21 protein-coding genes and 1 tRNA gene are annotated in these 25688 nt (G+C 73.4%); 12 read left to right on the top strand and 10 right to left on the bottom strand.

Annotated elements, in window-relative coordinates; all coding sequences use genetic code 11:
- The 3 genes from ACZ4UB_RS06660 to ACZ4UB_RS06670 all read left to right on the top strand — a co-directional run bounded on the left by ACZ4UB_RS06660 (position 1) and on the right by ACZ4UB_RS06670 (position 1782).
- On the top strand, positions 1-690 hold the full coding sequence (locus ACZ4UB_RS06660; RefSeq protein WP_468068680.1) for a hypothetical protein: 690 nt from the start codon (positions 1-3) through the stop codon (positions 688-690).
- A 71-nt stretch (positions 691-761) separates the two neighbouring features.
- Complete coding sequence (locus ACZ4UB_RS06665) at positions 762-1487, top strand: hypothetical protein (protein WP_354382960.1); 726 nt, start codon at positions 762-764, stop codon at positions 1485-1487.
- A gap of 121 nt (positions 1488-1608) precedes the next feature.
- The gene (locus ACZ4UB_RS06670) at positions 1609-1782 is read left to right on the top strand and encodes an Rv0909 family putative TA system antitoxin (RefSeq protein ID WP_399264378.1); all 174 of its coding nucleotides are present in this window, start codon (positions 1609-1611) and stop codon (positions 1780-1782) included.
- 55 nt (positions 1783-1837) lie between these two features.
- Here ACZ4UB_RS06670 and ACZ4UB_RS06675 read toward each other — a convergent pair whose 3' ends face one another.
- Entirely contained in the window at positions 1838-2083 is a 246-nt protein-coding gene (locus ACZ4UB_RS06675; RefSeq protein WP_468068682.1) for a DUF397 domain-containing protein, read from the bottom strand.
- Positions 2080-2949 (bottom strand): helix-turn-helix domain-containing protein, encoded by an 870-nt coding sequence (locus ACZ4UB_RS06680; RefSeq protein WP_468068683.1) that lies wholly within the window; start codon positions 2947-2949, stop codon positions 2080-2082. Before ACZ4UB_RS06680 ends, ACZ4UB_RS06675 begins: the two co-directional genes overlap by 4 nt.
- Before the next feature lie 139 nt (positions 2950-3088).
- Between ACZ4UB_RS06680 and ACZ4UB_RS06685 the strand changes: the two genes are divergently transcribed.
- From ACZ4UB_RS06685 to ACZ4UB_RS06695, 3 genes are all read left to right on the top strand, one after another.
- Positions 3089-3493, top strand: coding sequence for an ATP-binding protein (locus ACZ4UB_RS06685; RefSeq protein ID WP_468068923.1), 405 nt, complete (start codon positions 3089-3091; stop codon positions 3491-3493).
- Positions 3494-3525: 32 nt separating this feature from the next.
- Positions 3526-4032 carry a hypothetical protein gene (locus ACZ4UB_RS06690; RefSeq protein WP_468068684.1) on the top strand — a complete coding sequence of 169 codons (507 nt, stop codon included), beginning with the start codon at positions 3526-3528 and terminating at the stop codon, positions 4030-4032.
- Between the two features lie 139 nt (positions 4033-4171).
- The gene (locus tag ACZ4UB_RS06695) at positions 4172-5086 is read left to right on the top strand and encodes a phosphatidylinositol-specific phospholipase C (protein ID WP_468068685.1); all 915 of its coding nucleotides are present in this window, start codon (positions 4172-4174) and stop codon (positions 5084-5086) included.
- Between the two features lie 4 nt (positions 5087-5090).
- On the opposite strand, the gene mfd is transcribed toward ACZ4UB_RS06695, so the two are convergent.
- The 3 genes from mfd to ACZ4UB_RS06710 all read right to left on the bottom strand — a co-directional run bounded on the left by mfd (position 5091) and on the right by ACZ4UB_RS06710 (position 12655).
- Positions 5091-8630 (bottom strand): transcription-repair coupling factor, encoded by a 3540-nt coding sequence (gene mfd, locus ACZ4UB_RS06700; RefSeq protein WP_468068687.1) that lies wholly within the window; start codon positions 8628-8630, stop codon positions 5091-5093.
- Between the two features lie 663 nt (positions 8631-9293).
- Entirely contained in the window at positions 9294-11870 is a 2577-nt protein-coding gene (locus ACZ4UB_RS06705; protein ID WP_468068688.1) for an ABC transporter permease, read from the bottom strand.
- The gene (locus ACZ4UB_RS06710) at positions 11867-12655 is read right to left on the bottom strand and encodes an ABC transporter ATP-binding protein (protein ID WP_468068689.1); all 789 of its coding nucleotides are present in this window, start codon (positions 12653-12655) and stop codon (positions 11867-11869) included. The genes ACZ4UB_RS06705 and ACZ4UB_RS06710 overlap by 4 nt, the downstream gene beginning before the upstream one ends.
- A 345-nt stretch (positions 12656-13000) precedes the next feature.
- On the opposite strand from ACZ4UB_RS06710, the gene ACZ4UB_RS06715 reads away from it, so the two are divergent.
- Together ACZ4UB_RS06715 and ACZ4UB_RS06720 are read left to right on the top strand one after the other, a co-directional pair.
- Positions 13001-14626, top strand: coding sequence for an MDR family MFS transporter (locus tag ACZ4UB_RS06715; RefSeq protein WP_468068690.1), 1626 nt, complete (start codon positions 13001-13003; stop codon positions 14624-14626).
- A gap of 97 nt (positions 14627-14723) precedes the next feature.
- Positions 14724-15674, top strand: coding sequence for a hypothetical protein (locus ACZ4UB_RS06720; protein WP_468068691.1), 951 nt, complete (start codon positions 14724-14726; stop codon positions 15672-15674).
- A 412-nt stretch (positions 15675-16086) separates the two neighbouring features.
- On the opposite strand, the gene ACZ4UB_RS06725 is transcribed toward ACZ4UB_RS06720, so the two are convergent.
- A complete protein-coding gene (locus ACZ4UB_RS06725) occupies positions 16087-16653 on the bottom strand; it encodes a CGNR zinc finger domain-containing protein (RefSeq protein ID WP_468068693.1) in 567 nt (188 codons plus the stop codon).
- A 95-nt stretch (positions 16654-16748) separates the two neighbouring features.
- Between ACZ4UB_RS06725 and ACZ4UB_RS06730 the strand changes: the two genes are divergently transcribed.
- Entirely contained in the window at positions 16749-17678 is a 930-nt protein-coding gene (locus ACZ4UB_RS06730; protein WP_468068695.1) for an alpha/beta fold hydrolase, read from the top strand.
- A gap of 29 nt (positions 17679-17707) precedes the next feature.
- Here the strand turns inward: ACZ4UB_RS06730 and ACZ4UB_RS06735 are convergent, their stop codons facing one another.
- From ACZ4UB_RS06735 to ACZ4UB_RS06745, 3 genes are all read right to left on the bottom strand, one after another.
- Complete coding sequence (locus tag ACZ4UB_RS06735; RefSeq protein WP_468068696.1) at positions 17708-18589, bottom strand: cellulose-binding protein; 882 nt, start codon at positions 18587-18589, stop codon at positions 17708-17710.
- A 210-nt stretch (positions 18590-18799) separates the two neighbouring features.
- Complete coding sequence (locus ACZ4UB_RS06740) at positions 18800-21280, bottom strand: SUKH-4 family immunity protein (protein WP_468068697.1); 2481 nt, start codon at positions 21278-21280, stop codon at positions 18800-18802.
- Between the two features lie 7 nt (positions 21281-21287).
- A complete protein-coding gene (locus ACZ4UB_RS06745; RefSeq protein ID WP_468068699.1) occupies positions 21288-22271 on the bottom strand; it encodes an SMI1/KNR4 family protein in 984 nt (327 codons plus the stop codon).
- A 252-nt stretch (positions 22272-22523) separates the two neighbouring features.
- Here ACZ4UB_RS06745 and ACZ4UB_RS06750 point away from each other — a divergent pair, with 252 nt between their 5' ends.
- The gene (locus ACZ4UB_RS06750; RefSeq protein WP_354380535.1) at positions 22524-23111 is read left to right on the top strand and encodes a YwqJ-related putative deaminase; all 588 of its coding nucleotides are present in this window, start codon (positions 22524-22526) and stop codon (positions 23109-23111) included.
- A gap of 10 nt (positions 23112-23121) precedes the next feature.
- Entirely contained in the window at positions 23122-23628 is a 507-nt protein-coding gene (locus ACZ4UB_RS06755; protein ID WP_354380534.1) for an SUKH-3 domain-containing protein, read from the top strand.
- A 480-nt stretch (positions 23629-24108) separates the two neighbouring features.
- Here the strand turns inward: ACZ4UB_RS06755 and ACZ4UB_RS06760 are convergent, their stop codons facing one another.
- Positions 24109-25410: a sensor histidine kinase gene (locus ACZ4UB_RS06760; RefSeq protein ID WP_468068700.1), complete on the bottom strand. Its 1302-nt coding sequence runs from the start codon at positions 25408-25410 to the stop codon at positions 24109-24111.
- Between the two features lie 205 nt (positions 25411-25615).
- Between ACZ4UB_RS06760 and ACZ4UB_RS06765 the strand changes: the two genes are divergently transcribed.
- Positions 25616-25687, top strand: a tRNA-Gln gene (locus ACZ4UB_RS06765).
- Position 25688: the final 1 nt, after the last annotated feature.

The raw sequence follows: 25688 nt of genomic DNA on the forward strand, positions 1-25688 counted from the left end.
ATGTCGCACCACGCCCCGCGCACCAGCTGGACCACCGCCCGCCGCCAGGTGCTCGCCGGCACCGGAGCCGTGCTCGCCCTCGCCCTGGCCACCGCCTGCGGCCCGGTCGAGGACACCCAGTCGGCCGGCAGGACGGACCCCAAGCCCGCCGCGAGCGGCAGCACCGGGCCGAAGAAGGACGAGGCCAAGAAGGTCGCCATCAAGAGCGACGGCACCGTCCAGGTCGGCAAGGACGCCCAGCCCGGCACCTACCGCACGAGCGGCAACACCAAGTCCGGCTGCTACTGGGAGCGACTCAAGGACACCAAGGGCGAGATGGAGTCGATCATCGCCAACGACAACGTGACGGGATCCAGTTACGTGACCCTGGCGGCCGGCGAGTACTTCAAGTCCAGCGGCTGCAAGGGCTGGGAGGCCGTCCCGAAGGACGCGACGGGCACCCCGAAGCCGGAGATCGCCGGCGATGGTGGCATGCTCCGCGTCGGCACGGACATCGCGCCCGGCACCTACAAGTCCGAGGGCCGCGCCAAGGGCAGCCTCAACTGCTACTGGGAGCGCACCAAGGACGCCGAGCACGGCCTCGACTCGATCGCCGCCAACGACAACCCGACGGGCCCGGCGATCGTGACGATCGACGCCGAGGACGCGTACTTCAAGTCCTCGGGCTGCGCCGACTGGAAGAAGTCCTGACCCCCCGCACCACCGGCTCCACCCCTTCCCCTCCCCCGCATCCCCCGCATCCCCCGTAAAGAGAGTCCCCCGTGCGCCCTGCCCGCCTCACCGCCGCCGCGATCGTCGCGACCACCGCCCTGTTCACCCTCACCGGCTGCTTCCCCTTCTCGGGCGGCGACACCGAGAGCGGCCCCTTCCCCGGCGAGTCCGGGTCGAAGGTGGCGAACAAGTCGCTCGACAGCCTGCGCGGCGCCGACTCGCTGACCATCACGGGCACCGTCCGGGACAAGGGCAAGCCGATGAAGATCGACATGGCGATCAGCAAGTCCGGTGACTGCAAGGGGTCGATGGCGGTCGAGGGCGAGGGGTCCTTCGAGCTGATCCGCAACGCCCAGTTCGTCTTCCTCAAGGCCGACGCCGCCTTCTACCGCACCCAGCTCAAGGACCTCCCGAAGGAACAGGCCGACGCGGCGCTCGAACAGCTGGCCGGGCACTGGGTCAAGACGAAGGCGTCGTCGCCGGACTCCAAGGAGCTCTCGGCCCTGTGCGACCTGGACGACCTGCTCAAGGAGTTCGACAAGAGCTCGGGGGCGAAGAAGGACGGGGTGGTGCAGGTGAACGGCGAGTACGCCCAGAAGGTGACCACCCGGACCACCGACGGGACCGAGGACCTCTACGTCGCCACCAAGGGCGAGCCCTTCCTCCTCAAGGCCGTGGAAACCGGCAAGGACCCTTCCGACGTCTCCTTCTCCGGTTTCAACCTGCCGGTCGACGCCGCGTCGCCGACCAAGGACGTCGTCGAGACCGACGGCTGAGCCGGGCCCACGGACGCCCGGGAGCCGCCTCGCGAGGGGAGGGCGGCTCCCGGGTCCTTCGTCGAGCGGACTCGATCAAAGGGGCGTACCGTCTCAAACGGGATGACGGAAGGAGCCCCGCATGGGGATTTTCGACAAGTTCCGGGACCAGGCCAAGGCCAAGGGCAAGGACATCTCGGACAACCTCGAACAAGAGGTCAACGAGAAGACCGGGAACAAGTACGCGGACCAGGTCGACAAGGCCCAGCAGCAGATGGAACAACGCACGGGCATCGACGACGATCCGAACAAGTAGCACCGCACCGGCCGCGGCGGGCGGACCCCAGGTCCCCCACCGCGGCCGTCGCGCGCTATGCGGAGACGACTCCGCCGAGGAACGCGGCCCAGGCGGCGGGGGCGAGCGCCAGCCGGGGCCCTGCCGGGACCTTCGAGTCCCGGACGTGGACGGCCGTGTCACAGCCGGCGACCTCGACGCAGTTGCCGCCCTCGCCGCTGCTGTAGCTCGACTTGCGCCAGTCGAAGGCGACTTCGAGGCACTCGCCACCCTCGCCACCGCTGTAGCTGCTCTTGAACCAGGCCAGACGTGTGGTGTTCATAGTTCTCCCAGCAACTTCTCGATCAGGGCCAGTGACTCGTGGGGCGTGAGTGCCTGTGCCCGGATGATCCCATAGCGCTCGCTGTAGATCCTTACCTGTTCGGGATCGGTGATGAGGTTCGCATGCCCGTAACTCTCGGTGTAGGCAACCTCGTTGCGACCCTTGGGGCGGAGGAGGGTGAACGCGCTGTCCAGGGCGGGGTGCTCGTCCCGGTCCAGCGGCATCACCTGTAGCTGGACGGTTCGCAGACTGCCCACGTCGAGCAGGCGCCGCAGTTGCGCCTGGTGCACCTCCCGGCCGCCCGTCGGGCGCAGCAGGATGGACTGCTCCAGCACGAAACTGAACGTGGGCGCGGGCCACCGGTCCAGGATCACCTGTCGGGCGAGCCGGTCCGCCACGCGCCTCTCGATGGTCTCCTCATCGAGCACCGGCCGCCGATGCCGGAACAGGGCCCGCGCGTACGCCTCGGTCTGGAGCAGCCCAGGAATGGCTTGCACTTCGTAGTAGTGCAGCGCCACGGCCGCCGCCTCCGCGTCGGCGAACTTGCGGAACCAATCGGGGTGCCGCGTCCGGGCCCGCTTCAACGCCTCCTTCACGTCCGGGATGGCCGCCAGCAGGACCCCGCCCGCCCCGAGCGCCCGGTCCGCGTTCTCCAGGAAGTCCGGCTGGGGGGTCCGTACGCCCCGCTCGATGGCGGAGACCAGGTCCTCCCCCACGTGCACGAGGGCGGCGAGCTCCTTCTGCTGGAGGCCCGCCCGTTCCCGCAACACCTTGATGATCTTGCCGAGTGCTCGGAAGAGGTGGGCCGTGCCGTCGACCTCCACGGGCCGCTCCGGCTCCTCTTCGCGCTCCGCCAGGTCGTTCATACGCTGATCCGCCCTCGCCCGTACCGCACGTACACGCAACCGGGGTCGGCCCTACGGGAGTTCTCCGTAGCGCCGCCGTCCCTGGAAAGCGTACGGCGGTCCGGCCACGCTCGGTGAGGTGACGACCGAAAAGAGTGACATGGCACCGGAGTTCCGGCAGCTCCTCTCCGCCACCCCCCGCGGCGCCCGCCTCGCCCGGTACCTCGTCGGGGCGCAGCTCGTGGCCTGGGGCGTGCCGCCGGGCTGCGGGCTGGCCGAGGACGTGGAGCTGGTGGTCGGGGAGCTGGCCGCCAACGCCGTGCTGCACGGGCGGGTGCCGGGGCGGGACTTCGAGGTCCGGCTCGGTTTCGACGGCCAGCGGGTGCGCGTCGAGGTGAGCGACGCCCGGGGTGACGCGGCCCCGCCCGAGGTGCTCCCCGAGGCGGACCCCTGCTGGGCGGAGAACGGGCGCGGGCTGGCGCTCGTACAGGCCGTGGCCCGGGAATGGGGCGTGCGCCCGCGCGGCACGGGCGCCCCCGGCAAAACGGTGTGGGCCCGCCTGTAGGCGCGGGGAACCGGGCCGTCATCATGGGCGCCATGACGAACGGGGAAGAGAACGGACCGGTGGAGTGCCCCGGGTGCGGTACGGACGACAACGTGCCCGTCGCCCGGGTGCGGCGGGCCAAGGACTCGATCGCGCTCGCCCTGGCACCGAACACGACGGGCGACGGCTGCTCGAACGTCCTCGAAGGACTGGTCCTCGCCGGGCTGGCCGCGGCCGCGGGCGCGTACTACGCCGACGACTGGGACTCGCCGTGGCTCCTGCCGGTGGGCATCGTCGCGGCGCTGCTCATCCTGTGGGGCACGGCCGTCGTCGTCCGCGACGCGGGCGGGGCCAAGCGACGCGCGGAGGCCGGTGCGGGTCGGGCTGCCGCGATCGCCGCGCCCGCCCGGTACTGCTCCACCTGCGAAGGGGTGTTCTTCCCGGCGGGCGAGCCGTGGCCGGGCGTGGAGAGCCCGGCCCGCTTCCGCCACCACGTCTGGACCGCAGCGGGCTACGGCGACCAGCTCGACGCCGAAGCCAAGGCGGCGGCGCCGGAGTGAGCACGGGATCCCTGTGGTGGGACGAAGCGATCGTTCCTTGCGCCGGACCCGCGTCGAGCGTCAGCGGGACGTGAGCGGGACGTCAGCGGCCCGCCCTAGCGTCGGCGGCTCGAAGTCCCCGAGGATCTGGAGAACGCGCATGAGCCCCACCCGTCGTGACGTCTTGAAGTGGGGAGTCGGCGCGGGCGCCGCAGCGGCGGCCACGCTCGCCCTGCCGGGCACCGCCCAGGCCGCCGGTTACTACTTCCACGACTGGATGGGCAAGCTGCCCGGCAGCACGCCCCTCATCCACCTGACGATCCCCGGAACGCACGACTCGTGGTGCACCGACCCCGCCAACGGCACCAAATGGGCCCAGACCCAGAACTGGGGTGTTCCCGAGCAGCTGGAGCGCGGGATCCGCTTCCTCGACATCCGACTGAACGGCCTCCAGGGCGCGCCGAACGAATTCGGCCTCTACCACGGCTCCGCCTACCAGGGACACCGCTTCCAGGACGTCCTGGAAGCCTGCCGCAACCACTTCAAGAAGTACCCGGGCGAAACCGTCATCATGCGGGTGAAGAACGAGAACTCGGGCGGGCAGGCCCTCTCGGACGAGGAGTTCCGGCGCCGCTTCAATTACTACCTGGACCCCATGGGCTACCGGAGTCTGGTGTGGACCGCACCGTACTGGCCCACGCTGGGCCAGGTGCGCGGCAAGATCGTCATCGCGGCGGACTTCGCGAACGACTGGGGCATCCTCACCTGGGACAGCAACAAGGCCTTCAACATCCAGGACGACTGGAACACCACCAACTTCACGAAGTCCGCCACCATCGTCAAGCAGTTCGACAACGCCTGGTGGCACCAGGACTCCTCCCAGATGTTCGTGAACTTCACGAGCTACTCCGGCGGGAACTGGCCCCAGCAGAACGCGAAGCTCACGCTTCCGGACGTCCTCAAGTACGTGGAGGCCCGCAAGACCGAGAAGATCCACTTCGGCATCGTGCCGATGGACTTCCCGGACTTCTACCCGGACATCGTGCGCCTCCTGGTCCAGAAGAACTTCCTCTAGACCCTCACGAGCCGAGGATCGTGGTGAGGAACTCCCCCGTCCAGGCGAGGAGTTCCCGCCCGACCAGCGGCTTTCCGCCCACCCGGGCGGTCTTCGGGCGCGGCACCAGCACCTGCGAGGCGGCCGGCTTGAGGACCGTCCCGGGGTAGAGCCGCTTGAGCCGCAGCTCCTGCGACTCGCGCAGCTCCACCGGGCCGAAGCGGATGTTGGTGCCCGCCAGGGTGATGTCGCCGACCCCGCAGGCGCGCGCCAGCATCCGCAGGCCCGCGACCAGCAGCAGGTTCTCCACGGGCTCGGGCAGCTTGCCGTAGCGGTCGGTCAGTTCCTCGCGGACGGCCTTGACGTCCGCTTCCGAGGAGGCGGCCGCGATCGAGCGGTAGGCCTGGAGGCGCAGGCCCTCGCCCGGCGCGTAGTCGTGCGGGACGTGCGCGTCGACCGGCAGCTCGATCTTCACGTCCAGCGGCGCCTCTTCCTGCTCGCCGCCCTCGACGGCGGAGCGGAAGTCGGCGACGGCCTCGCCGACCATCCGGATGTAGAGGTCGAAGCCGACGCCCGCGATGTGACCGGACTGCTCGCCGCCGAGCAGGTTGCCCGCGCCGCGGATCTCCAGGTCCTTCATGGCGACGTACATGCCCGCGCCCATCTCGGTGTGCTGGGCGATCGTCGCGAGCCGCTCGTGCGCGGTCTCGGTCAGCGGCTTCTCCGGCGGGTACAGGAAGTAGGCGTAGCCGCGCTCGCGGCCGCGGCCCACGCGGCCGCGCAGCTGGTGCAGCTGCGAGAGGCCGAAGTTGTCGCCGCGCTCGACGATCAGGGTGTTGGCGTTGGAGATGTCGATGCCGGACTCGACGATGGTCGTGGAGACCAGGACGTCGAACTTCTTCTCCCAGAAGTCGACGACGACCTGCTCCAACTGGCTCTCGCCCATCTGCCCGTGCGCGGTCGCGATCCGCGCCTCGGGCACGATCTCGCGCAGCTTGGCGGCCGCCCGGTCGATGGACTCGACCCGGTTGTGGATGTAGAAGACCTGGCCCTCGCGCAGCAGTTCGCGCCGGATCGCGGCGCCGATCTGCTTCTCCTCGTACGGTCCGACGAAGGTCAGCACCGGGTGGCGCTCCTCCGGCGGGGTGGTGATCGTCGACATCTCGCGGATGCCGGTGACCGCCATCTCCAGGGTGCGCGGGATCGGGGTCGCGGACATCGTCAGGACGTCGACGTTCGCGCGGAGCTTCTTGAGCTGCTCCTTGTGCTCGACGCCGAAGCGCTGCTCCTCGTCGACGATGACCAGGCCCAGGTCCTTGAACTTCGTCTCCTGCGAGAAGAGGCGGTGGGTACCGATGACGATGTCCACCGAGCCCTCCTTCAGGCCCTCCAGGGTGGCCTTCGCCTCGGTGTCGCTCTGGAAGCGGGACAGCGCCCGCACCTTGACGGGGAACTGGGAGTACCGCTCGGAGAAGGTGCCGAAGTGCTGCTGCACGAGCAGCGTGGTCGGGACCAGGACCGCGACCTGCTTGCCGTCCTGGACGGCCTTGAAGGCGGCGCGCACGGCGATCTCGGTCTTGCCGTAACCGACGTCGCCGCAGATCAGCCGGTCCATCGGGACCGACTTCTCCATGTCCTCCTTGACCTCGGCGATCGTGGTCAGCTGGTCGGGCGTCTCGGCGTACGGGAAGGCGTCCTCCAGCTCCCGCTGCCAGGGGGTGTCCGGGCCGAAGGTGTGGCCGGGGGCCGCCATGCGGGCGCTGTAGAGCTTGATGAGGTCGGCGGCGATCTCCTTGACCGCCTTCTTCGCCTTCGCCTTGGTCTTGGTCCAGTCGGCGCCGCCGAGCCGGTGCAGGGTCGGGGCCTCGCCGCCGACGTACTTGGTGACCTGCTCCAGCTGGTCGGTGGGGATGTAGAGGCGGTCGCCGGGCTGGCCGCGCTTGGCGGGGGCGTACTCGACGAGCAGGTACTCGCGGGTGGCGCCCTGGACGGTGCGCTGGACCATCTCGACGTAGCGGCCGACGCCGTGCTGCTCGTGCACGATGTAGTCGCCGGCCTGGAGGGTCAGCGGGTCGATGGTCTTGCGGCGCCGGGTCGGCATCCGGCCGAGGTCCTTGGTGGCGGTGCGCTGCCCGGTCAGGTCGGTCTCGGTGAGGACGGCGATCTTGAGGTGCGGGTCGACGAAGCCGTTGTCCAGGGAGCCGCAGGCGACGTGGACCAGGGAGGGCTCCAGCACCGCGAGGTCGGCCTCCAGCCGGGCCGCGATGCCCTCGCCGCCGAGCACCTCGACGGTGCGGGCGGCCGGGCCGTGGCCCTCGGTGACGTAGACGGTGTGCCAGCCGTCGGCGATCCAGCCCTTGGTGTCGGCCAGGGCGCGGGCGGTGTCGCCGCGGTAGGCCTCGGGGGCGTGCATGCCGAGGGTGAGGGTGTCCTCGCCGAGGTCCGCGTCGGCCGCGAAGGGGGAGACGGACCACCACATGGTGCCGAGCTCCCGGGCCCGGTCGCGGACGTCGGCGATCCCCCACAGGGAGGCGGCGTTCAGGTCGATCGGGGCCTCGCCGCCGCCGGCGGTGGCCGCCCAGGAGGCCTGGAGGAACTCCTGGCTGGTGGCGACCAGGTCGGCGGCCCGGGTGCGGACCCGCTCCGGGTCGCAGACCACGGCCATCGCCCCGGCGGGCAGCACGTCCAGCAGCAGTTCCATGTCGTCGACCAGGACCGGGGCGAGGGACTCCATGCCCTCGACGGCGATCCCCTCGGCGATCTTGTGCAGCAGCTCGCCCAGCTCGGGGTGCTCCTCGGCGAGCGCGGCGGCCCGCTCGCGCACCTCGTCGGTCAGCAGCAGCTCGCGGCACGGCGGGGCCCACAGCCCGTGCTCGGCGATCTCCAGGGACCGCTGGTCGGCGACCTTGAAGTAACGGATCTCCTCGACCTCGTCGCCCCAGAACTCCACCCGCAGCGGGTGCTCCTCGGTGGGCGGGAAGACGTCGAGGATGCCGCCGCGGACGGCGAACTCGCCGCGCTTCTCCACCAGCTCCACCCGGGCGTACGCCGCCGCGGCGAGCGCCTCGGTGATCTCGCCGAGGTCGGCGCTCTCGCCGCCGCGCAGGGCCACCGGGACCAGGTCGCCCAGGCCCTTGACCTGCGGCTGGAGCACGGAGCGGATCGGCGCGACGACGATGGAGACGGGGCCCGCGGCCGGGTCGTCCTTGCTCGGGTGGGCGAGCCGGCGCAGCACCGCGAGGCGGCGGCCGACGGTGTCGCTGCGGGGCGAGAGGCGCTCGTGCGGCAGGGTCTCCCAGGACGGGAAGTCCACGACGGCGGCGGCCTGCTCGGGCGGCATCAGCGAGCGCAGCGCAGAGGCCAGGTCCTCGGCCTCGCGCCCGGTCGCGGTGACCGCGAGCACGGTCCGTTCGGTCCGCCGGGCCAGCGCCGCGATGGCGAAGGGCCGCGCCGCCGCCGGGCCGACCAGGTCCAGCTGCATCCGGTTCCCGTCCGCGGCCGCCTGGACCGCCTCGGTGAGCGCGGGGTCCCGGGTGACGGCGTCGAGCAGTCCGTACAGGCTCATGAAGGCGGCTTTCCGTCCGGTGAGGGGGCAACGCGAAGGGCCCGACACGTGAGACGGGCCGGGGTTCCCCACCTTACGGCGCACCCCGACGCCGCGCGCGGGGGATTGCCGCCCGGGCCCTGGCCGGGCCCTGGCCGAGGGGAGGTCCCGGCGGCGCCGCGGGGCCCGGCCGGTTCACCCGATCCCGCGACGGCGGGGCCCGAGCGCCGAGCCGGCTGCCCGCCCCCTCCGGGGGGCGCCTCAAACGCCGGCGAGGCTGGGTTGGCCCACGCTGAGGCGGGTCGGCTGCCCGTCCCCTCCGGGGGCGCCTCAAACGCCGGCGAGGCTGGGATGGCCAACGCTGACCGGCCGTCACCCCCCTCCGGGGGCGCCTCAAACGCCGGCGGGGCTGGGTTGGCCCACGCTGCCCGCCCGCCCCTCTCCGGGGGCGCCTCAAACGCCGGCGAGGCTGGGATGGCCAACGCTGACCGCCCGCCCCTCTCCGAGGGCGCCTCAAACGCCGGCGAGGCTGGGATGGCCCACGCTGACCGGCCGTCCCTCGAACTGCCGACGAGGCTGCCGATTCAGCCCCGCCGGCGATTGAGGCGCACCCCGGAGGGTGGGACGGCCGCGGCCCCGGAGCCCGCCGCGGGGGCGGGGCCGGGGCCCGTACGACCGGGTCGGCTACTCGCTGCCGATCGCGTTCAGGACGTTCATCCGGCCAGCCCGGAAGGCCGGGACCAGCGCCGCGAACAGCCCCACGAAGGCCGACCCGGCGAAGACGCCCAGGATCGTCGGCCACGGGATCTCCAGGACCTTGAGCCCCTGGAGCGCCAGCAGCTGCTGCCCGGCGACCCCCCAGCCCATGCCCAGCCCCAGCCCCAGCAGCGCACCGAAGAGCGCGATGACCACCGACTCCAGCCGGATCATCCGGCGCAGCTGGCGACGGGAGAGCCCGATGGCCCGCATCAGCCCGATCTCCCGGGTCCGCTCGACCACCGAGAGGGCCAGCGTGTTCACCACACCCAGCACCGCCACGATGATCGCGAGGGCGAGCAGGCCGTAGACGATGTTGAGCAGCTGACCGACCTGGTCCTTGAGGCTCTTCTTGTAGTCGGCCTGGTTGCGCACGTCGTACTGCGGGTACGCGGCCATCGCGTCCTTCATGGCGCTGTAGGCGGCGTCCTGCTTGCCGTCCTCGGCCTTGGCGAACATGATCAGGTTCTGCGGCATCTTGTCGGCCGGCACGTACTGCGCCGCCGTCGCGATGCTCGTGTACATCGCGCCCCGGTCGATGCTGCCCTCGTCCGAGGTGATGACCCCGACCTTGAGCTTGGCGCTCGATCCGGCCTTGAAGGCGACCGTGACCTCGTCACCGAGCTTCAGGCCGTGCTCCTTCGCGTAGCCCTCGCCGACCGACAGCGCGTTCTTGGCGTACGCGCCCGCCAGCTCGCCGGAGACGGTCTTCTTGCGCACGTCCTGGGCGTAGCTCGGGTCGGCGGCGGACAGCGTCTTGTCCTCGGCCTTGCCGTCCGGCGTGGTGATCTTCGCGTCGAGGACCTTGTACGCGGTGACGTGGTCGATGTCGGGGACGGCGCGCAGCGCCTTCTCGGCCTGCGGCAGCACCGGCTGGCCGTTCTGCGACTGGATGATGAAGTCCGCCCCGACCGAGCGGTCGAGCTCGTCGGTGGCGGAGGCCACCATCGAGGAGCCGACCACCGACAGGCAGGCCACCAGGGCCAGACCGATCATCAGCGCGGCGGCGGTGGCGCCCGTACGGCGCGGATTGCGCAGCGCGTTGCGCTCGGCGAGCCGGCCGACCGATCCGAAGGGCCGCAGCACCGCCCCGGCGAGCACCTTGACCACGCCGCCGGCCAGCAGCGGGCCGATCACGATGAAGCCGATCAGGGTGAGGACCACGCCCAGGCCGAGCCACATCGACCCGGCGCTCGCCTTGGTGGCGCCCGCGGCGGCGAACAGGGCGGCGCCGCCGATGCCGGTGAGCACCAGGCCGATGACCGCGCGGACCACGCCCGCCTTGCGGTCGCCGGGGGTGCCGGCGTCGCGCAGGGCGGCCATCGGGGAGACCTTGCCGGCGCGCCGGGCCGGGAGGTAGGCGGAGACGACGGTGACGATGACCCCGAGCAGGATGCCGAGGACCGGGGTGGTCCACAGCACGGTCAGGTCGTCGGTGGACAGGTGCATCCCCATCTGACCCATGAGCTTCATCAGCCCCACGGCCAGGCCGACGCCCGCGCCGACGCCGAGCACCGAGCCGACCACGCCGAGCAGCAGGGCCTCGACGAGGACGGAGCGGTTGACCTGCCCGCGGTCGGCGCCGATGGCGCGCATCAGGCCGATCTCCCGGGTGCGCTGGGCGACCAGCATCGAGAAGGTGTTGAAGATCAGGAAGATGCCGACGAGGAAGGCGATCCCGGCGAAGGCGAGCATGGCGTACTTCATGACGTCGAGGAAGGAACCGACGTCCTTGCGGCCCGCGTCCGCGGACTCCTTGGCGGTCTGCAGCTTGTAGCTGCCCGCGCCGACGGAGGCGGCGATGTTCTTCTTCAGCTGGTCGTCGCTCACGCCGTCCTCGGCGACGACGTTGACGTGGGTGAAGGAACCGGGGGCACCGAGCAGGACCTGCTGGGCGGTGGGGGTGTCGAAGTAGACGACGGCCGCGCCCGGGTTGGTCACCGTGAAGGTGGCGATGCCGGCGATCTTCGCGCGCAGGTCACCGGTGAGGGCGATCGTGCGCAGCTCGTCCCCGAGCGCGAGGTGGTGCTTCTTCGCCGTGTCGGCGTCGACCATCACCTCGGTGGGCCCGCGCGGCGCGTGCCCGGAGCTGATCTTCATGGACTTCAGCTCGTTGTCGTTCCAGCTGCCCGCGATGGTCGGGGCGCCGGTCGTCGAGCCCATGTTCTCGTTCTTGGCGTTGACCACGGTCACGGCCACCGAGATGACGCCGCCCTCGGCGGACTTGACGCCCTCGACCTTCTTGACCTGGTCGACGACCGATCCGGCGAGCGCGTCGGGGCGCCCGCGCTGCCGGGTCTCGCCCTCGTCCGCGGCCTCCTTGGGGGTGACCGTGACATCGGCGCTGGTGGCCCCGAACAGCTTGTCGAAGGTCGTGTTCATCGTGTCGGTGAAGACGAGCGTGCCGCAGACGAAGGCGACGGAGAGCAGCACGGCTATCGCCGAGAGGGCCATCCGACCCTTGTGCGCGGCGAAGTTGCGCAGCGAGGTCTTCATGACGGTCATGACGTCCGCCCGCGCGCGTCGAAGTCCTTCATGCGGTCCAGCACCGACTCGGCGGTCGGGTCGAACATCTCGTCCACGATCCGGCCGTCGGCGAGGTAGAGCACCCGGTCCGCGTAGGACGCGGCGACCGGGTCGTGGGTGACCATGACGATCGTCTGGCCCAGCTCGTCGACCGAGCGGCGCAGGAAGCCGAGGACCTCGGCGCCGGCCCGCGAGTCCAGGTTCCCGGTCGGCTCGTCGCCGAAGATGATCTCGGGGCGGGCGGCCAGGGCGCGCGCCACGGCCACGCGCTGCTGCTGGCCGCCGGACAGCTGGGTCGGGCGGTGCTTCAGCCGGCCGGCGAGACCCACGGTCTCCACGACCCGGTTGAGCCACTCCGCGTCGGGCTTGCGGCCCGCGATGTCCATCGGGAGCGTGATGTTCTCCAGCGCGTTCAGCGTCGGGAGCAGGTTGAACGCCTGGAAGATGAAGCCGATCCGGTCCCGGCGCAGCTGGGTGAGCTTCTTGTCCTTCAGCCCGGTGATCTCGGTGTCGGCGAGGTGGATCCGACCGCTGCTCACGGTGTCGAGGCCGGCCAGGCAGTGCATCAGCGTGGACTTGCCGGAGCCCGACGGACCCATGATGGCGGTGAAGCGGCTGCGGTGGATGTCCACGTCGACGCCGTCGAGGGCGACGACCCGGGTCTCGCCGGTGCCGTAGGCCTTGACGACCTGCCGAGCTCGCGCCGCGACGGCCACATGCCCTCCAGCTCCCCCGTGCCGGGTATCGGTCAGTGCGGTTGTCACGGCGTTCTCCTCATTGTTCTGCTGGACCGGCTCCCGGTCCGCGTCGAAGTCTGTGCGGCGGTGGCGGGCGGCGCCCTGGTGCCAGTGGCCGGATGCGTACGGGGGCCAGCCCCACCCCCGTGGGAGCCGCCCCGTGCGGGCCGCCCCCCGCGGCCCGTAGGAACCAGTTAAGGAGCAGGGGGGACTTTCGGCCTCCTCCGTCGGGACGAAAGTCCCCTGCTCCTTACTGGGGAGCACCCCCTAGGGGACGTCCACCCTGTGGGCGAGGGGGCCTGGGGGATACCGCCGGTAGGACCGCGGTGAGATGGTGTTCTCCGCCTATGCGTGCACAGTGAAGGGATCTTGGTGGCTACGGGGGAAGCGGGAACCGGGGCGGAAGCGGGCGCCGACGTGGAGCCGGGCGGGAGCGACGGGACCGACGGGACCGACGGGGCGCGCGCCCGACCCCGTACCGCCGTGGTCGCCGCGCTGATGCTGACGATGGGTCTGGTCGCCCTCGACAGCACGATCGTGGCCACCGCGGTCCCGCAGATCGTCGGCGACCTCGGCGGCTTCTCCGTCTTCTCCTGGCTCTTCTCCGGCTACCTGCTCGCCGTCACCGTCTCCCTGCCCGTGTACGGGAAGCTGTCCGACACCTTCGGCCGCAAGCCCGTGCTCCTCTTCGGCGTGGCCCTCTTCCTGGTCGGCTCGCTGCTGTGCGCGGCCGCCTGGAACATGGCCGCGCTGATCGCCTTCCGCATCGTCCAGGGCCTGGGCGGCGGCGCCCTCCAGGGCACGGTGCAGACCCTGGCCGCCGACCTGTACCCGCTCAAGGAGCGGCCGCGGATCCAGTCCCGGATGTCCACCGTGTGGGCCACCTCGTCCGTCGCCGGCCCCGCGGTCGGCGGGCTGCTCGCCGCCTACGCGGACTGGCGCTGGATCTTCCTGATCAACCTGCCGTTGGGCGGGCTGGCGCTGTGGCTGATCGTCCGGCACCTGGCCGAGCCGGTACGGGCCGCGGGCCCCCGGGGCCGGACCGACTGGGCGGGCGCGCTGGCGGTGTTCGCCTGCGGCGGGCTGCTGCTCTTCGCGCTGGTCCAGGGCGGGGTCGCCTGGCCCTGGCTGTCCGCGCCCTCGCTGGGCCTGCTGGCCGGGAGCGCGGCGCTGGCCGCGGTGGTGGTCCGGGTGGAGCGCCGGGCCGAGGAACCGATACTGCCGGGGTGGGTGTGGCGCCGGCGCACGATCGCGGCCGTCAACCTCGCCATGGCCGCGCTGGGGCTGCTGATGGTGGCCCCGATGGTGTTCATGCCGACGTACGCGCAGGCCGTACTCGGCCTCGGGCCGATCGGCGCGGGCTTCGTCATGTCGGCGATGACCCTGAGCTGGCCGATATCCGCGGCCTTCAGCCAGCACGTCTACCGGCGCATCGGCTTCCGCGACAGCGCCGTCATCGGCATGTCGCTGGCCGCCGCCGTCCTCTTCTCCTTCACCCTGCTCCCGGCGCACGCCCGGCCCTGGCAGCCCGCGCTGGTCATGCTGGCGCTGGGCTGCGCGCTCGGGCTGTTCCAGCTGCCGCTGATGATCGGCGTGCAGTCCACGGTGGGCTGGGCCGAGCGCGGCACCACCACCGCCTCCGTCCTCTTCTCCCGGCAGGTCGGCCAGAGCGTCGGCGCGGCGCTGCTGGGCGCCGTCGCCAACGCCACCATCGCGGCCCGGCTGGCCGACGCCCCGATGAGCGGGCTGCCGGCCCACCTGGACGACGTGTCCAAGGCCCTGGCGGAGCCGGGCGCGCTGCCCGCCGGAGCCGCCGACTACCTGCGGGGCGCGGTGGCCACCGCCGTCGACCACATCTATCTGGGGGCGACCGCGGCCGCGGTGGTGGCGGTGCTGGTCCTGCTCCTGCTCGCGCCGCGCAGGTTCCCGGTGCTGACGGAGGCCCAGGAGCGGGCGGACCGGGCGGAGGGGACGGACCGGGTCGACCCGCGGGGCTGACGGCCCGACGGCCCGACGGCCCGACGGCGTGGCGCACTTGTCATGGACCCGGCTACGCGGGAGACCACGGACGGGGACCGAACTGGGGGGAACGACGATGGCCTGGCTACCCGCTCTACTCACGCTCGTGGCCGCGCTCGGCCTGGCCTACTGGGCCCTGCGCGCCCGCCCGGGCCTGGTCACCGGCCGCGACGGCAGGCTGTCCACGTCCAAGACGCTCGCCGCCGCCTGGACCGGCCTGCTCGTGTGGATGCTGATCGTCCTGCTCGGCTACGGAGTCACCCAGGGCATCGGCTACTTCCGTGGCCCCGAGAATCCCTTCGGCCCCCTGACCGACGTCTACCTGCCGCTGCTCGGGGGCCCGTACCTGGCCCTGATCGGGGCCAAGGGCGTGGTCGGCCTGCGCGTGCAGAACGGGCGGCTCTTCAAGCCGGAGAAGCAGCCCGCTCCCGGTGCCCCGGCCGCCGGGCCGCACCCGGCCGCGCAGCCGCTGCCGATGGGCGAGCTCGTCTCCAACGACTCGGGTCAGACCGACCTGATGGACCTCCAGTACGTCGCCTTCAGCATCGTCACGATGCTCTACGTCGCCGCCTTCTTCGTGGCCGACGTGGGCGCGGGCCTGCCGAAGCTGCCGCCGGAGATCTGGGCGCTCACCGGCGCCCCGGCCGCGGCCTACCTGCTCAACAAGGTGGCCACGCGCCCCAATCCGGTCATCACCCGCGTCTCGCGCACGGGCGACCTCCTGCTCATCGAGGGCGGCGGCTTCGGCGACGACCCCGTGCACGGCCGGGCCAAGGTCACCATCGGCGCGGAGCCGCAGCAGGAGGCCGACCTGGGCGCCGACGGCTACCTGACCCTGGTCCGCCCGGCTCCCGCCACCGGCCCCGAGGCCCCCTTCACGGTCTACGTGACGGCGCGCGGCCTGCGCAGCGACCCGTACGCCTACGCGCCCCCGGCCCCGGCAGCGGACCCCGCCCCGGCGCCGGCACAGGTCGCGGCCCAGCGGACCGCCCCGACGCACCACCCGAAGCCGGAGCCGCAGCCCTAGCCCACCCCCCTCCGGGAGCGCCTCAAACGCCGGCGAGGCTGAAAACACCCACCCGCCGGGACTCCGCCCCCGGGCAAATCCAGCCCCGCCAGGGACCCTCCCACCGCCTGCCAGGACCTCCGACCCCGGACACTCCAGCCCCGCCGGCGTTTGAGGCGCCCCCGGAGGGCACACCAGCGCGAGCCTCACCCAAGCGGCAGCCAGGACCTCCGACCCCGGACACTCCAGCCCCGCCGGCGTTTGAGGCGCCCCCGGAGGGCACACCAGCGCGAGCCTCGCCCACCGGCAGCCGGGACCTCCGACCCCGGGCAAATCCAGCCCCGCCGGCGTTTGAGGCGCCCCCGGAGGGCAGACCAGCGCGGCCTCGCCCGGCGGCCGGAGCCGCGACCGTAGCCATCAGCGGGCCGGCGCCCTACGCCTCGCCCTTGGCGTGCCGGGCATAGTGGCGCGCCACGCGAGCCCGGTTGCCGCAGATCCCGGCCACGCACCAGCGCCGCCGCGGGTTCACCGGAAGGAAGAGCAGCCCGCACTCGACACCCTCGCAGCCGCGAACGTCCGCCACCCGGGGGCCCGTCAGCAGGTCCGCCACCGCCCCGGCCAGCTCCGCGGCGAGCCGACGCGCGGGATCAGCGGCCAGCGGGCGCGAGGTCGCGGTGAGCCCCTCCCCCGGCGTCCAGCCGAGTTCGCGGTGGACCGGGGCCGCGGCCAGGGCCCCGTTCAGGACCCGCAGCGCGCCACCCGGCGGCCGCTCGCCCCGGCGGACCGCCTCCAGCGCCTCCCGCGCGGCCTCCCGAACCGCGTGGACGGCGCTCACCTCGGCACCGGTCACCCGGGCGAGCGGGGTCAGCCGTCCCGGCTGCGCCTCCACCCAGGCGGCGAGGGCGGCCGGCTCGGCGATCAGGTCGCCCAGGGCCGGGGAGCTGGTGTTGAGGAGGTCCAGGGCGAGCGGCTCGCCGAGGAGCGGGAAGGTCGCGGTCATGCCACCACCCTACCGCCCTAATGCATGAGATGCCCCTTGACCCATTAGCCCGTCGTGGGCGAGACTCATGCCACCAAGCCACGGGGAGGCATGTGATGAGCACTCCGCTCAGCGTTTCGGTTCCGCAGGTACAGCAGGTGCAGCAGGCACGGCAGGTCCCGCAGGTCCCGCAGGTCCGCCACGGACACGTCGACGTGGAGGGCGTCCGCGTCTTCTACCGCGAGAGCGGCCCCGCCGACGGCCCGGTCCTCCTGCTGCTGCACGGCTTCCCGACCGCCTCGCACCAGTTCCGCCGGCTGATGGACGCGCTCGGCACCTCCCACCGCCTGATCGCCCCGGACTACCCCGGCTTCGGGCACACCGAGGCCCCCGAGGGGTTCACCTACACCTTCGACCGGCTCGCGGACATCGTCGAGGGCTTCACCGTGGCCCTCGGCCTCGACCGCTTCGCCCTCTACGTCTTCGACTTCGGCGCCCCGGTCGGCCTGCGGCTCGCCACCCGCGCCCCCGAGCGGATCACCGGCCTCATCGTCCAGAACGGCAACGCCTACGAGGACGGGCTCTCCGACATGGCCCGCGAGTTCTCGGGGCTGCGCCGCGCGGTGCCGGGCCACGAGGAGCAGGTCCGCGGCCTGTTCACGCTGGAGGGCACCCGCTTCCAGTACGAGGCCGGCGTCGCCGACCCCGCCCTGCTCTCCCCCGACAGCTGGACCCTGGACCAGCACTTCCTGGACCTGCCCGGCCGCGCCGACGCCCAGGCCGACCTCGCCTTCGACTACGCGACCAACATCACGCTGTACCCGGCCTGGCAGGAGTGGCTGCGCGCGCACCGGCCGCCGACGCTCGTCCTGTGGGGCGCCGGCGACCCCTTCTTCCTGCCGGCGGGCGCCGAGGCGTACGCCCGCGACCTCCCGGACGCCGAGGTGCACGTCTTCGACGGCGCCGGGCACTTCGCCCTGGAGACCCACCTGCCCGAGATCGCCCCGCTGATCGACGGCTTCCTGACCGCCCTGCGGGCCGGCTGACCCCCGCGCCGCGGGCTCCCGGCGGGGTGTCAGCCCTCCGCCGGGGCCCGGCCCGTCAGGGCCGCCAGGCTGGAGCGGACGTGGTTCATGTGGGCCCGCATCTCCTCCTGCGCCGCCTCGTGCTCCCGCAGGATCCGCTCCGTCTCGCGCACCGTGCGCTCCTCCCGCATCCGCGCCCCGGCCAGCAGCTCCGCCGCCCGCGCCTCCGCGTCCTCCTGGCCGTGCCGGGCGGCCTCCTCCTGCTCCGCGAACTCCCGCCGCGCGTCCGCCAGCCGCGCCTGCGCGTGCCGCTCCAACTCGGCGTGCCGGGCCTCCAGCTCGGCCTCCCGCGCGGCCAACTCCCGCTCCGCCGCGTCCCGGCGCTCCACGTGGTCCTGCTCCTGGTCCGCCAGCAGCGCCTCGCAGCGCCGGCGGGTCTGGGTCAGGGTCGCGTGCGCCTGGGTCCGCAGGGCCGTCGCGTCCTGGTGGGCCTCCGCCCGGGCGTCGTCCGCCTCGCGCTGGGCGCGCGCCAGGCCCTGACTCGCCCGTACCTCCGTCTGGTCCCGCACCGCGTCCGCGTCCTGGCGGGCCAGCTCCGCCGCGCGGTCCGCGTGCGCCTCGGCGGCGCCCTGGATCGCCGACACGTCCGCCCGCGCGTCCGCCCGTACGCTGTCGGCCTCCTCCTGCACCAGCGCCAGGATCCGCCGCGCCCGCTCGCTCAGCTCGTCGTAGGTCTGGGGCGCCAGCGAGGCCACCGCCGCGGCCAGCCGCTGCGACTCCTCCTCCAACTGGCGTGCGAGCACCGTCAGCCGGGCCACCCGTTCCCACGCCTCGTCACGGGCGCCGGAGAGCCGGGCGAGGTAGCGGTCCACCTCGTCCGTCCGATAGGCGCGGCCGCGCACGGTCGCGAAGCCCTGAGGTCGCGGTGACATGGGTGCACTCATCCTGAAAGCGCCTCTCTCGCGTGGCGTGCGGCGTGTGGCCGATGCGCGTTGATTCCTGCCAAGGATGCGTCATTTACGTACAGAAGCGGCAATGGCCGGGCCGGGACCCCGTTCGGGGGTCCCGGCCCGGCCATGCACAAGAGATGCCCACCCGATCTTCGGATCAACCGAGGATCGGGCGATCCTTCCATCGGGTCGTCAGAGCAGTCCGTCCCACATCTGCTCCAGCAGCACGGACCACCAGTTCTCCGGCGATGCCAGCGCCGCGCTGTCCAGCGCCGCCAGCTTCATCTGGAAGTCGGCCGTCCAGCGCCCCGCCTGTTCGGGCGTCAGGTGCATGCGCAGCCGCCACATGTACCCCAGCATCGCCAGGCAGCGCGCGAACTGCGGCAGGCTCGAATTCACGAACTGGGGCGCCACCGTGCCACCGCCCGGACCCGCCTCGACGGGAACCGCCACGATGTGCGCCGTCCCGTACTGCACGCAGATCGCCTTGCCGAAGTCGCTGCCGACGACCAGGTACGAACCGGCGTCCGGCGCCGGCTGCACCTGCCGCTGCGCGGCCATCTCCGCCAGCGTCGGCACCGGCTGGCCCGGCACCGCCTGCGCCCAGAAGAAGGGACCGAAGTCCACCGGCAGGCCCGACCACACCAGCGTCTGCGCCACGATCTCCGGCACGCCCTGCCGGGACACCGCGCGCTGCTCGAAGCGGAAGACGCCCTGCGGGCCGAAGGCCTGCGTCAGCTCCGACGCGATCGCCTCCAGCGGGATCGCGGGCTCCAACGGCACCTGCGGCAGCGGCGCGCGCACCGGCGCGGGACGCGCCGGACCGTCCGCCACCTGGTGCAGCTCGCCCTGGTGGGTGAGCAGGTGGCGCATGCCCTGCTGGCGGCCCGCGTGGTCCGTGCCGTACGGCGCCACGCTCGTGATCCGCACCTGCGGCCAGGTCTCCCGGATCATCCGCGCGCAGTAACCGCCGGGCAGCTCACACGACTCCAGTTCGGTGTGCAGCTCCAGGACCTGCTGCGGGGGCACGCCCATCGCGCGCAGCTCGTGCAGGATCTGCCACTCCGGGTGCGGGGTGCCGGGCGCCGAGCGGCGGATGAGCTGCTGCTCGGAGCCGTCCTGGCCGCGGTAGCGCAGCACGGCCTGATAGCCGGGGCCGACCGTGGGCACCCCGGGCTGCTGCGGCGCGTGCGGCTGCGGCGGCTGGGGCGCCTGCGGAACGGGCCCGGGCGGCGCCGGCGGCCGACCCGCGGCGCCCGGACCGGCCAGCATCGTCGCGGCGTGCTGGGCCGCGCCCGCACCGCCACCGGGCGCGCCGGGCGGGCCGGGCGGCGCGGGCGGCTGGCTCACGGCCGGACCGGCGAGCATCGTGGCGGCGTGCTGCACCCCACCCGCACCGCCACCGGGCGCACCCGGCGGACCGGGCGGACCGGGCGGCGCGGACGGCTGACCAGCACCGGGCGCACCGGGCGGACCCGGCGGCGCCGGCTGCTGGCTCACGGCCGGACCGGCCAACATCGTGGCCGCGTGCTGCACCCCACCCGCACCGCCACCGGGCGCACCCGGCGGACCGGGCGGCGCGGACGGCTGACCGGCACCGGGCGCACCCGGAGCACCGGGCGGACCGGGAGGCGCCGGCGGCTGGTTCACGGCCGGACCGGCCAACATCGTGGCCGCGTACTGCGCCTGGCCTCCCCCACTGCCGCCGGGCGCGCCGGGCGGGCCGGGCGGCGCGGGCGGCTGGCTCACGGCCGGGCCCGCCAGCATGGTCGCGGCGTGCTGCGCCGAGCCGCCCGGGGCGCCGGGCGGACCGGGCGGGGCGGACGGCTGACCGGCGCCGGGCGCACCCGGAGCGCCGGGGGGACCCGGCGGCGCCGACGGCGAGGGCCGGTTCACCCGGGCCTTGCTCGTCGGCGCGTCGGCGATGTCGCTGCCGGGCACGGGGGACGCGGCACCGGGCGCACCGGGAGCCGCGGGAGCCGGCGCGGCGGGAACCGGCGGCGCGGCCGGAGCCGCCCCCGAGCCCGGCCGCGGGCCCACGTCCAGCGCCGGGGCGATCGCGGTCGCCGGGAGCTGGCTGCCGCCCGAAAGGAGCTGCGTCTTCGCCTCCGCCGAGACGGCGGGCGGAGCACCCTCCAGGTCCGTCCCGGACAGCGGCGGCGCGAACACCGTCGCGGGCAGCGGCACGGACACGTCGTCCGACCCCGCGTTCACGTCCGTACCGGCCCACGGCGTCTCACCGACGGGCCGCGCGGCGGGCGCGGCCGGAGCCGGCGCGGCGGGCGCGTCGGCCCGCGGGGCGATCCCCGCCCGGTCCGCCGCCTCCTGCAACCACTCCGGCGGGCTCAGGATGAAGGACGTCTGCTCCGCGTCGATCCGCTGCGGCGGCACCGACGGTTCCGGCGCCGACGCCGACACCCCGTACTCCTCCTCGTACCGCCGGATCACCTCGCCCACCGGCAGCCCCGGCCACAGCGTCGCCTCACCGCTGTCCCGCGCGATCACCAGCCGCTGCCGGCCGCCGGCCGACACCGGGCCGCCCGCCCGGTCCTCGGCCCACACCACGAAGCCGAGGCCGAACTCCCGTACCCGCACCTCGCGCTGCTGGTATCCGGGCACGTCCCCGTTGATCCACTCCTCGGCGCGCTCCTGCGCCTGCGCAAACGTCACCACCGCGCCGTCACCCCTCCACCGTTGCCGGAACCGAACGCGCGAATCCGCCGTCCACCATCAGACCGGCCACCGTCTCCAGCTCCGGCGGGTTGCCCGCCAATCGTTCGAGAAAGGCGTCGAAATCGGTACCGCACGGCAGCAACAGACGCTCCACGCGCTCCTGGACCGACCAGCCGTCCCGGTCGCGCGCGTCGTCGTACGGGGAGAACCACACCGAACCGAGCGCCTCGCCCTTGGCCTTCACCGCGATCAGACCGCCCTGCGCGAAGGCCACGCACAGGTAGTCCTTCGTCAGGTGGTCCCGCAGACACTTGTTGACGTACACCAGGTCATTGACCGCCGCCTCCTCGCGCACCGTGAAGAACGGCTGATCCACCAGCAGCCCCAGGTCCACGTCCAGCCCGGCCCCGACCGGCGCGCAGCCGCCCGCCGCCTTGAGGAACGAGCGGTACGCCTCCGGCAGCCGGTAGCCGAGGTCCTCCTCGACGCCCTGCACCTGCGCCTCGGACACCGACACCACCGACTTCGGCAGCCCCAGGTGCACCGGGCGGACCTCCTGGAGGGCCCGCGTCCCGCGCTTGTCGTGGTCCACCGGCGCCGTCGCCAGGCCGGCGTGGTGCCGCAGCAGCGCCTTCACCTCGACCGGGACCAGCTCCAGGCGCCGCGAACGGGCCACGTGGTGCCAGGTCCAGCCGTGCGGGGTCGCCACCGGTCCCACGGTGTCCCACAGCTCGTGCCCCGCCGCGTGCATGGCGGCGTTCGCGGACACGTAGTCCGTCAGCCGCAGCTCGTCGACGCCGAAGCCCTCCGGCGGTTCGGCGATCTCCACCGCCGCCCGCGCGTACCGCGCGAAGTCGGGATGACCGTCCCCACCGATCCGCACTCCCTGGGGATGGCGCGCGGCCCGGACCGGGTCCGGGAAGTGCACGACCTGCCCCGAGTACGCGGCGTTGGGTGGCACGGCCTGCTGCCCGAGCCGACCTGTCGTCATGGCGGTAGCCCCCTGCTGGATCTGGCTGGTTCAGCACAGCCTAAGCGGTGCGGCAAGACCGGCACCCTCCCCAGGCCGGGCCCCTGACGGCCGCCCGGGGCCCCCGACCGGGAACATCCGAATTGATACGAATATTCGACCCCGCTTCCGCACCACAGGGGACATTTGACAGGCTGTCCCCGCAGCACGGGGGCGTGCGCGACAGCGGCCCGACAGCGGTCGGCGCCGCGGCCACGGGAGGGAAAGCGCCAGATGCGGAACACGATTGCCAGCACACCGGCCCGCGCGGACCGGCAGAACGGCCCGGCGGGAGAGGCGCCCGACGGCGCCACCGCCCACGCCACCGGCACCGCGGGCGACCCCAGACTGCGGTGGAGCAGCACCGACGGCCCCGCCGTCCCCGTGCTGCGCTTCCGCCGCGACGGCATCCTCCCCACCATCGCCGCCGCCCTCTCCGTCCGCGGCGAGACCCTGACGGGCACCGCGGGCAAGGCCGACCAGCCGCCCGTGCTGCACCACCTCGTCCAGGACTTCCTCGACACCCTCACGAGCGGCCAGCGCGAACGTTTCACCGGCCGGTGTCCGGAGGCGATCCTGCTCTCGCGCCACCTCGCGGCCGTCGAGGACGGTCGCAGCCGCCGCGCCTCGCGCAAGCCGCTGACCCCGAACGAGGCCCGCCGCTCGCTCAAGCACGCCAAGATCACCGCCAGCCGCATCCGCGAGGCGGGCGACCCCCTGCACGGCAGTTACGCACCCCCGTGCCGCTCCTGCGACGCGATGCTCGCCCACTTCGGCGTCCGGGCCGTCGACCTCACCGCACCCGCCCCCGAGAAGGCCTGACCCCACGCCGATGACGCCCTCAGCCTCCTACGACCGCTCCTCGGCGACCCGCTTCCCGCAGGCCGTCGACACCGCGCTGCGCACCGCCGGGTGGCAGCCCGGCCGCTGGGACATCAAACAGGCCGAGTACTGGGCCGACTCCCTGCGCGACCACACCACCCCCGCCGGCCACCGGCACACGGTCTTCCCCGCCGCCGTCGAGGCCTGGGCCGAATTCGGCGGCCTCACCGTCACCGCCCCCGGGCCGGGCCGTCAGATAGCCCCCACGACCGTCCGCATCGACCCCCTCACCGGGCTGCACCTCGCCCGCACCTTCGCCGACCTGGGCCGCGCCCTGTCCACCCGGCTCTGCCCCCTCGGCACCGAGGCCGACGGGGCCTCGCACCTCGCCGTCGACGCCGAGGGCCGCGTCTACTGCGTCGACCACACCGGCGACTGGTACCTCGGCGCGAGCATCGACGAAGCCCTCACCGCCCTCCTCACCGGCCTCCAACCCACCCGCCTCACCACAGGCTGACGACCCCCTCCCCCAAAGCGCCCACCCGGACGCGCCCGGCAACAGACCGGCAGACGCCCGACCCCACCCACGAGGCCTCCGGCGGGCCCTCAAACGCCGGGCAGGCTGGGTTGGCCACGTCAAGCCCCGCCGGCGGGGCCGGGGTGGCCCCGGGCCAGGCCACATCAGCCGGGCAGGCCGGGGGTGGGCCCGGGCCGGGCCCAATCAAGCCCCGCCGGCGTTTGAGGCGCCCCCGGAGGGCCCACCCGGGCGCGCCCGGCAACAGACCGGCAGACGCCCGACCCCCACCCGCGGGGCCTCCGGCGGGCCCTCAAACGCCGGGCGGGCTGGGTTGGCCCCGAGCCGGGCCATCAAGCCCCGCGGGCGGGGCCGGGGTGGCCCCGGGCCAGGCCACATCAGCCGGGCAGGCCGGGGGTGGCCCCAGGCCAGGCCACGTCAAGCCCCGCCGGCGGGGCCGGGGTGGCCCCGGGCCGGGCCGCATCAGCCGGGCAGGCTGGACCTTCCGGCCCCGCCGGCGATCGAGGCGTCGGTCGGGAGGACCGCCGAGACGCGGAAGCCGCCCGCCTCCGTGGGGCCGGAGACGAAGACACCGCCCAGCCCCGACACCCGCTCCCGCATCCCCACCAGCCCGTTCCCCCCACTGGGCAGCCCCGGCTCGGTCGCCCCCGTGCCGCACGGCCCGTTCTCCACCTGCATGGCCACCTCGCCGTCCCGGTGCGCGAGCCGTACGACGACCCGCGCGCCCGGCGCGTGCTTGTGGCAGTTGGTCAGCGCCTCCTGCACCACCCGGTACGCCGTCTGCTCCACCTCGGCCGCGTACCCCGCGGCCGCCCCCGCCGGCTCCCCGTGCACCTCGAAGGCCACCACCATCCCGGCCGCCCGGGACTGCCCGACCAGCGCCTCCAGCTCGCCGAGCGAGGGCCCGTCCTCCACCGCCGCGGCCAGGGCCGGGGCCGGCGCCGGCGCGGGCGCCGGCGAGGAGGCCCGTAGCACCCCGAGCATCTCCCGCAGCTCCGTCAACGCCTGGCGCCCCATGTCACCCACCAGCGCGGCGTTGCGCACGGCCTTCGCCGGGTCCTTCACCGCCACCGCCTCCAGGGCCGCCGCGTGCACCACCATCAGCGACACCCGGTGGGCCACCACGTCGTGCATCTCGCGCGCGATCCGGGTGCGCTCCTCCGTACGGGCCCACTCGGCCCGCTCCTCCGCCCGGTCCGCCAGCAGCGACAGCTCCCGCTCCAGCGAGTCCGCCCGCTCCTGGAGGCTCTCCATCAGCCGCCGCCGGGCCCCCAGGTACAGACCGAACAGCACCGGCGGCACGGTCAGGGCCACCGCCATGAACACCGACAGCACGACGACGAGGAACCCCTCGCCCTCGACGTCCCCGCGCGTGCGCACGTAGGTGACGACGAAGGTCCCCACCAGCGACATCGACCCCAGCACCCCGGTCACCCGGCGCGGCGCCTCGGAGGCCGCCAGCGTGTACAGGCCCACCACGCCCAGCAGGAACCCCATCGCCGCCGGCGTGATCGCGATCCCGAGCACCACCACGGCCACGGGCCAGCGCCGGCGCGCCACGAGCGCACCCCCGACGAACACCCCGAGCAACACCCCGAGCACCGCGGGCACCCCCGCCTCGCGCGCGAAGGGCACCCCCTCGAACCCGCACTCGACGGCCGACACCACGCCGAGCCCCACGTCCAGCGCGGCCTCCCGCCGCCGCTCCCACCACCACGGCCCGTCCCGCCCGGCCCCGCCCCGCTCTTCCCCCGTCAAGGTCATACGGCCAGCCTACGCACGGCCCCCCGCGCGTACCCGCGCAAATCCCTTCGGGTCCTCCCCGCCGGGTCAGGGGCTCGGGCCCCGGTGCGAACCGGGCACGAAGTGCTCCCATTTACCGTCGCACGCAGGCCGTCCGGTGCGGCATAGTAGGGGCGGCACAGATCGGGGCTAAAGCAGGAATGTCCAGGTTTGGGTTGATTGACCATCCCCTGTGGTGTAATTGGCAGCACTGAGGCTTTTGGTGCCTTATGTCCGGGTTCGAGTCCTGGCGGGGGAGC

The organism is Streptomyces sp. NPDC028419 (assembly GCF_055565515.1).

Coding starts and splice junctions, on each gene's coding strand:
- ACZ4UB_RS06660 (WP_468068680.1), top strand. CDS start 1: ATGTCGCACCACGCCCCGCGCACCAGCTGGACCACCGCCCGCCGCCAG.
- ACZ4UB_RS06670 (WP_399264378.1), top strand. CDS start 1,609: ATGGGGATTTTCGACAAGTTCCGGGACCAGGCCAAGGCCAAGGGCAAG.
- ACZ4UB_RS06675 (WP_468068682.1), bottom strand. CDS start 2,083: ATGAACACCACACGTCTGGCCTGGTTCAAGAGCAGCTACAGCGGTGGC.
- ACZ4UB_RS06680 (WP_468068683.1), bottom strand. CDS start 2,949: ATGAACGACCTGGCGGAGCGCGAAGAGGAGCCGGAGCGGCCCGTGGAG.
- ACZ4UB_RS06685 (WP_468068923.1), top strand. CDS start 3,089: ATGGCACCGGAGTTCCGGCAGCTCCTCTCCGCCACCCCCCGCGGCGCC.
- ACZ4UB_RS06690 (WP_468068684.1), top strand. CDS start 3,526: ATGACGAACGGGGAAGAGAACGGACCGGTGGAGTGCCCCGGGTGCGGT.
- ACZ4UB_RS06695 (WP_468068685.1), top strand. CDS start 4,172: ATGAGCCCCACCCGTCGTGACGTCTTGAAGTGGGGAGTCGGCGCGGGC.
- mfd (WP_468068687.1), bottom strand. CDS start 8,630: ATGAGCCTGTACGGACTGCTCGACGCCGTCACCCGGGACCCCGCGCTC.
- ACZ4UB_RS06705 (WP_468068688.1), bottom strand. CDS start 11,870: ATGACCGTCATGAAGACCTCGCTGCGCAACTTCGCCGCGCACAAGGGT.
- ACZ4UB_RS06720 (WP_468068691.1), top strand. CDS start 14,724: ATGGCCTGGCTACCCGCTCTACTCACGCTCGTGGCCGCGCTCGGCCTG.
- ACZ4UB_RS06725 (WP_468068693.1), bottom strand. CDS start 16,653: ATGACCGCGACCTTCCCGCTCCTCGGCGAGCCGCTCGCCCTGGACCTC.
- ACZ4UB_RS06730 (WP_468068695.1), top strand. CDS start 16,749: ATGAGCACTCCGCTCAGCGTTTCGGTTCCGCAGGTACAGCAGGTGCAG.
- ACZ4UB_RS06735 (WP_468068696.1), bottom strand. CDS start 18,589: ATGTCACCGCGACCTCAGGGCTTCGCGACCGTGCGCGGCCGCGCCTAT.
- ACZ4UB_RS06745 (WP_468068699.1), bottom strand. CDS start 22,271: ATGACGACAGGTCGGCTCGGGCAGCAGGCCGTGCCACCCAACGCCGCG.
- ACZ4UB_RS06750 (WP_354380535.1), top strand. CDS start 22,524: ATGCGGAACACGATTGCCAGCACACCGGCCCGCGCGGACCGGCAGAAC.
- ACZ4UB_RS06755 (WP_354380534.1), top strand. CDS start 23,122: ATGACGCCCTCAGCCTCCTACGACCGCTCCTCGGCGACCCGCTTCCCG.
- ACZ4UB_RS06760 (WP_468068700.1), bottom strand. CDS start 25,410: ATGACCTTGACGGGGGAAGAGCGGGGCGGGGCCGGGCGGGACGGGCCG.